We start from the raw sequence: 5218 nt of genomic DNA, 5'->3' as shown, positions 1-5218 counted from the left end.
TCTTCTGCGCTTGGATTTGATGCACCAAATCGACTAGCTCCTCAACCTGCATCTTCCCACCTCCTACCACTATTATGACAACAATGCGGCAAAAATACAACAGCAAACGTTATTTTACGCAACAACAGTCCAAATTAACGCAACAACAGCGCGAAATAACGCAACAACAGGCCAACTTGAACCACATTGTTGCGTTAACTGAGTTTATCAACGAAGCAAAAAGCTCCGTCCCTTTTGCTTCACCTTTTGCTTCAGCTTGCGGCGGCGTGGAGGCGCGCGTAATGGCCTCCCTTCTGCAGGAGGGAGCTGTGGGTGCCTTGCTCTACTATTTTGCCGCCTGCCAGAACGAAGATGAGGTCGGCTTTTTGGGCGGTTGAGAGTCGGTGCGCGATTAGCAGCGTAGTGCGCCCGGCCATAAGTGTCTCCAGCGCAGACCACACCAGGCTCTCGGATTCATTGTCGATACTTGCCGTCGCCTCGTCTAGCAGTAAAATCGGGGCGTTCTTCAGCAACGCCCGCGCGATGGCGATGCGCTGCCTCTGTCCTCCCGACAGATTGCCCCCGCGCTCGCCGACTTCGCTGCGGTAGTTAAGTGCAAGCCCGGAGACAAAATCATCTGCGTGGGCAGCGCGTGCCGCGCGCAGGACATCTGCCTCGTCTACGTCGACCCGCCCGCAGGTAATGTTGTCGTAAATAGTTCCGGAAAACAACGTGGCCTCCTGGGGAACTAGCGCGAACACGTCGCGCAGCTCCTCTAGCGTATAGTCGCCGATAGCCCTACCGTTAACGGCTATCGCACCGCTCGTCGCCCCATACAGCCCAAGCAGAAGTCTAAAAATCGTGCTCTTGCCGCCCCCGCTTTCACCGACGAAGGCGACCGTGGCACCTTTCTCTATGCTAAAGGTAACACCGTCTAGGGCAAGACTCGCATCATCAGCATAGGCAAAAGAGACGCTGTCGAATGTGACGGCCGTATCCGAATCAGCGGCGCGCTTCTCGCGCGGGAGTTCCTCGGTAGGAGGTCGCTTTGCCACAACTTGAGGACGGCACCCATGCGCCCGCCTAGCCAAGATGCGACAAACATCATGAGCGGCGCCATCGCCAACGTCAGCAATGTAACTCTCCATGACACGAGCAGCATTACGGCCAGCGAGGCGACAAAGCCTAAGCTGCCTTGAACGAGGCTTGGCAGGTGGCGCGCGAAGGCCGACCGCACGACTTGTGCGTCATTGCTAAGGCGAGAAATATACTCCCCGCTGTGCGTTTGTTCGAGCGCAGGGATGCGAGCCCGGCCAAGGTGCATGGCCACTTGCGCGCGCAGGCCGTGCATAACGCTCTCCGCGAGTTCTCCGGTAAGCAGTTGCCGCAGTAGAAGGGCCATATCTCCGCCAACCCAAACCAAAACTAACAGCAAAAACGTCTGACCAAACGCCTCTCTGTCGGCAAGGATGCCTACATCAATAATTGCCCCAAGCTGCCGAGCTAAGAGCACCCCCAGCGCCACTTGCAGAGCGATAACCAGCAACGCCCCAAACGCCGTGATTTTATGCTGCCTGACGTACCCCCATAGTGCTTGCTGCCCTTGCCCTGGTTTCTTACTGGCTATCGCCTGAGGTTTCCCCTGCATGTGCTACCCCCTTAATTTACAGACGTCTTCTGAGTACGCGTCGTCATGCCCTCCAAAATATTCTACATCTGACCCCCTCTACCTGCCGGCAATGAAAAATTAAGCGAAGCCGAAAAAAGAACGCAACAACGGGCCGCATTGAGCCGCATTGTTGCGTTTGCCCCCTACAGGGCTTCTGCATCATCCTGTTGTTGCTTCACTATTCCCAGGGCCACATCGTGCGGGCTAGTTCGCGGTAGCTAGTGCGAAACTCCTTAAGCGAGTTCCAAATGGCGGCGAAGCGCGGGTCTTTGGCGGCTTCTTCGTCGTTAATATTGTCCCAGGTGCTGCGGAACAGGTTGTTTAGCTCAGGCGAAACTTCAACGATGGTTACGCCTTTCTCGCGCGCCAGCACGAGGCCCTCTTTTTCCAGCAGGCGGTGATGCCCGTCATTATACATAAAGTGGGCCAGCGTTACGTTTGTGACAATTGCCTGCATATCCGGCGGGAGCTTATCCCAAGCCGTCTTGTTAAACTCAAGCCCGACGGTCATGGCCGTGGCTCGGCTGCCGACGTTCACATACTTTGCTGCCTCGTGGAAACCTAGTGCGATGTCACCGTAAAGCTGTGTAAACTCAGCCGCATCGATGACGCCCTGCATCAGCGAGGGGACGATCTCTCCGCCGGGCATAAAGAAGGCTTCCTGCCCTAGTCTCCTAAAGACATCGAGTGCCAAACCGGCAGCGCGCACCTTTACACCTCGGAGGTCGGCAGGGACGCGGATGGGCTTCTTAGACCAGAGGAACATCTCGGCGGGGAAGTCGACGCCTGGGAGCCAATGAATGTTGTAGGCGGCGTAGAGCTCCTGAATCTTCTGCAGGCCGCCGTGGTTAAGTAGCCAGAACTGCATTTCTTCAGAGGTAAGACCCGAAGCCTGGGCGTCAGAGAGAGCGAAAGCGCGGTTTGTGCCAATCCACCATGCGCCGTGGCCCAGCGAGACCTGCAGTGTACCGCCGGAAACAGCCGTGAACTGCTCCGCTTGCGGCATTAGGGCGGTTACAGGGTGCAGCGTAATTACTAGGCGTCCGTTAGTAGCTTTCTTGATGTCTTCGACCCAAGCTTGGAGACGCACAAACGTGGGGTGTCCGGCGGCGTAACCAGACTGCATGATCCACTGCGTTACTTCGCCGGGGCCTTCACCGGGGTCGGCGACAGGTGCGACCATCGGACGGACAGCGTAACCGACAAAGAAGGACCCAAGCACGGCGACGATGAGCAGGATTACGAGACCCTTGTTTTTCACTAATTGACCCTCCTTCTAAATATGGGTGACTGAGATTGAGCTTAGGTCACCCTTATTACCTCAGTAACAACCTTGGCAGCCACAGGGCGAGCTCCGGGAAGAAAGCGACTAGCAGCAACCCTAGCCCTTGCAAGGCAATAAACGGCCATACTCCGCGATAGAGATGCTGCAGCTGCACCTCAGGCGGTGCAACCTGCTTTAGGTAGAAGATAGCATAAGCAAAGGGCGGCGAGAGGAAAGACATTTGGAGATTGACGCAGATGAGCATGCCGAACCAAATTGGGTCCCAGCCCATCGTTATGGCGATAGGGGTAAAGATTGGGACTGTGATCAACAGAATGCCTGTCCAACAGACAATTTGACCGAGTAAGAATATGGAGGCCATCATAATAAACAAGACGACAGCCGGGTTTCCGCCGGCGATTGCCAATATCCAGTCCTTAATGACTACGCCGCCGCCCATGCCCAGAAATACCGAGGTAAACATCTGGGCGCAGACCATTAGCCATAGAATAGTGCAGGATACCTGCACCGTCTGCTTTGCGGCATCGCGTAAGGCCGTCCAGTTAAACCTCCGCATGGCTACACAAAGCACCACAGTCGACAAGGCGCCAATGCCTGCCGCTTCCGTGGGGGTGGCTACACCAAAAAAAATGGCTCCCAATACGCCAAGAATTAATGCAAGGGGAGGGACAAGGGATATCAGGAGCTCCGACACAAACGTGGCGGGGTTGATCTTCGCCATTTCTTCCTCACAGCAGGGAGGGCCGAGTTCCGGACGGAGGTAACAAACGATAGCGGTATAGAGCATATATAGGACTGCGAGCAAAAGCCCGGGCACCACGGCCGCCGCAAACAGCGAGACAATAGAGACGCCTGCGGACAAGCCATAGAGAATGAGCATGATGCTCGGGGGAATGATGATGCCTAGCGTACCACCAGCACAGATAATTCCGGTGGCCAGCGGTTTGCTGTACTTTGACTCAATCATTTTTGGCAGAGCTAATACGCCCATCATAATGACCGCAGTCCCCACGATGCCCGTTGTCGCGGCGAGAATGGTTGAGATTAGGATAGTGACAATGCCTAAGCCCCCGCGCAAGGAGCCTAGGGCTAAGCGCAAATTATGGAACAGCCGGTCAGCGATACCCGTGGATTGCAGCATGCACCCCATAAATACAAAGAGGGGCAAAGCTACCAGGGTGTCATTAGCCATGACGGCAAACACACCGCGCACCATCATATCTAGGCTGATGGGGCCTAACGTCGTGAAGCCAATTATGACGCCGATGCTCATGAGAACGGTGGCTACAGGCATACCCATCAGGATGCCGCCGATGAGACCGACAAAGGACAGCACAGTCATGATTTGCGGGCTCATTATTTGGCATCCTCCTTAAGCAATGTCACGGCAGATCTCACAATCCCAATAAGCGCCTGCAAACTAATCAGAGCAAAGGTTATTGGGATGAGGATAAAGAAAGGCCACAGCGGCGGGCGCCAAAGCGTGAGAATTGACGTTTCTCCGATACGCAGCGAAACCATGAGACGATTCATTGCGGGGTTGATGAGGACAGCCGCAACAGCCAAGAGCACGATATTATTGATGAGGTTGAGGGTCGCCTTCGTGCTCTCCGAAAGGTTAAAGCTATGTACCAAGTCGCTAGCGGAGATATGTGTGCCGCGAGAGTAGTAGTAGGCCACGGGCAGCAGCAGCATAGTTGAATAGAACCACAGCATGGAATCCCGCGCCCAGATAAGTGGCATGCCGAGGACAAAGCGCACAAACACCTCCAAGGTCACGATTGCCACTAGCGCATATACAGAATACTGCAGGACGGACTCGACTTTGGCGTTGAAACTTTCAAACCATAGAGACACCTTATCGAACAGGGGCATGCGTCACCGCCTTCATTGTGTGCTTCTACATCTACTTGTGATACCTTACCCAAGGTAATGTGAAATTTATCACAAAACCTTTACGATAACCCTTGCTCCTTTCATTATCACTATTGGCTCAATTATCACAACCAGATGTTTTGCAATGCTAATTATACTATATACATAACGTTATGCATAGGCGCACTTGTCGTTCTTTTCAGGCATATACCTGCTTCCAGCTCATATATGTTAAGTGAAGTAGTGAGCTACGGGGGGCGGGAGCGTGAATGACCACATCTACGAGCGGGTAGTGGAAATTGCACGGTACGTGGCAGCCACTAAGGCTACCGTGCGGGCTGCGGCCGACCATTTTGATGTTTCTAAGTCGACCGTACATAAGGACCTGACAGACAGGCTAAAAGCCATTA

5 protein-coding genes are annotated in these 5218 nt (G+C 54.3%); 1 reads left to right on the top strand and 4 read right to left on the bottom strand.

Annotation, left to right across the window (positions count from 1 at the left end):
* Window positions 1-251: 251 nt before the first annotated feature.
* The 4 genes from KGZ66_09500 to KGZ66_09485 all read right to left on the bottom strand — a co-directional run bounded on the left by KGZ66_09500 (window position 252) and on the right by KGZ66_09485 (window position 4808).
* Window positions 252-1034: an ATP-binding cassette domain-containing protein gene (locus KGZ66_09500; protein MBS3985814.1), complete on the bottom strand. Its 783-nt coding sequence runs from the start codon at window positions 1032-1034 to the stop codon at window positions 252-254.
* A 792-nt stretch (window positions 1035-1826) separates the two neighbouring features.
* Window positions 1827-2909 (bottom strand): TRAP transporter substrate-binding protein DctP, encoded by a 1083-nt coding sequence (gene dctP / locus KGZ66_09495; GenBank protein ID MBS3985813.1) that lies wholly within the window; start codon window positions 2907-2909, stop codon window positions 1827-1829.
* Between the two features lie 55 nt (window positions 2910-2964).
* Window positions 2965-4290, bottom strand: a complete 1326-nt coding sequence (locus KGZ66_09490) for a TRAP transporter large permease subunit (GenBank protein ID MBS3985812.1) — start codon at window positions 4288-4290, stop codon at window positions 2965-2967.
* Window positions 4290-4808 (bottom strand): TRAP transporter small permease, encoded by a 519-nt coding sequence (locus tag KGZ66_09485; GenBank protein ID MBS3985811.1) that lies wholly within the window; start codon window positions 4806-4808, stop codon window positions 4290-4292. Before KGZ66_09485 ends, KGZ66_09490 begins: the two co-directional genes overlap by 1 nt.
* A gap of 265 nt (window positions 4809-5073) precedes the next feature.
* Here KGZ66_09485 and KGZ66_09480 point away from each other — a divergent pair.
* Window positions 5074-5218, top strand: a 145-nt coding sequence (locus KGZ66_09480; GenBank protein MBS3985810.1) for a sporulation transcriptional regulator SpoIIID, incomplete at its 3' end; no start/stop codon positions are given.

This window comes from Selenomonadales bacterium (genome assembly GCA_018335585.1).
Taxonomy (GTDB): Bacteria; Bacillota; UBA994; order UBA994; family UBA994; genus UBA994.
Note: the sequence above shows the minus strand (reverse complement) of the source record. Positions and strands in the feature narration are given on the sequence as shown.